The sequence below is a fragment of the Enterobacter sichuanensis genome (assembly GCF_002939185.1).
Classification (GTDB): Bacteria; Pseudomonadota; Gammaproteobacteria; order Enterobacterales; family Enterobacteriaceae; genus Enterobacter; species Enterobacter sichuanensis.
In genome coordinates this window covers 1-1,135 of record NZ_POVL01000148.1, presented here as the reverse complement: position 1 = coordinate 1,135, position 1,135 = coordinate 1, and the positions used below count along the sequence as shown (strand labels likewise).

General features: G+C 44.4%; 2 protein-coding genes and 1 pseudogene. 2 read left to right on the top strand and 1 reads right to left on the bottom strand.

Translation table 11 applies throughout. The annotated features are described in order from the left end of the window. A pseudogene (locus C5687_RS25200) lies at positions 1-303 on the top strand (DUF927 domain-containing protein); the annotation flags it as partial. Between the two features lie 75 nt (positions 304-378). Beyond that, a complete protein-coding gene (locus C5687_RS24220) occupies positions 379-729 on the top strand; it encodes a DUF4102 domain-containing protein (RefSeq protein WP_020838595.1) in 351 nt (116 codons plus the stop codon). A 51-nt stretch (positions 730-780) separates the two neighbouring features. Here C5687_RS24220 and C5687_RS24215 read toward each other — a convergent pair. Next, positions 781-1,135: tyrosine-type recombinase/integrase (locus tag C5687_RS24215; protein WP_158252239.1), on the bottom strand; the 355-nt coding region annotated here is incomplete at its 5' end.

Sequence of the window (1,135 nt, the reverse complement as noted above, 5' to 3'; positions counted from 1 at the left end):
CTTGTAAAGCGAGAAGGTGCGCATTTTATCGGTCTTAAAGAACCGGACAACCGTAAACCCGCAAATCACTGGGGGTATATTCATCATGCTAGTGAAGATTTTTTAGTCTTCGCACCTGTATTTGAAGAGTGGTGTCAGAAACATTCCTTAAGCGCCAGTGACGTCGCTAAGGAACTGGTACGTCGAAAACTGCTGCGGGCAGAAAGTAAAGGGCATTACAAAAAGCGTCCTCTTACTGGTATGGACAGGTGTTACTACCACATTAAGCGAGGGTTTATCAGTGCTGATTTGAATTGTGCTTAGAGCATTATCTGAATGTAGTTAACTAACTTATATTTAAACTTATTATTCTGAGTAAATTAACAGAAGGGGAACCCCATGACTGAATTCTGCGAATTAGATGAAAATCACACTTTTCCTGGTGCTATTACAGGCTGTGAAACTTTTCGCCCACCACTTACGCCTTATGGTCTTATCATGACGCAGGCTAAATGCAATTTTTATGGTATCTGTAGGGAAGTGACCGACGGTAAGTATCCTGAATTAAAAGCAATGATTAACCGGAATGAAAACATTCGTTTCTTCACCAGTTATATTTTCAAAGGTAACGTTCGTTATGATTATCTTGGCGAATTTCCAACACTATCAATCGATCAGGCTCGCAATAAAGCCCGATATCTTGCTAGAAGTAATGAGGATGAGACCGATTATGAGCATATCCCGTTCTGACTGATAGCTGAACAGTAAAAAAAGCAGGGGCATTTGCCTCTGCTTTTTTTGTTATCGCAAGGAAGGTAACTGAGCCGTTATCCTTTCCGCCAGTAACTGACTGGTGTTCTGTAAGCGCTGAGGATGAAGATGCGCATACCGTTGTGAAGACTGACTGCTGCGGTGCCCCAGTTGAGCCTGAACGTCATACAGTGTTCCGCCGTAGGACACGATGAGGGCGGCAACCGAATGGCGGCAGGTATGAATACACACTTCCTTGTCGAAAATTCCCGCCCGACGCACGATACGCTGAAAGGCTTTAACCGGGTTACTCAGCGGCATTCCCTGTTTTTTACCAATAAACAACCACGGATTTCCCCGCTGCGTTGGCAGCGTTCTGATTACGTCCATCGCCAGTGAGTTAAGG

What these genes read in the sequence shown, in the direction of transcription:
- C5687_RS24220 (WP_020838595.1), top strand. Translation starts at nt 379, where the DNA reads ATGACTGAATTCTGCGAATTAGATGAAAATCACACTTTTCCTGGTGCT.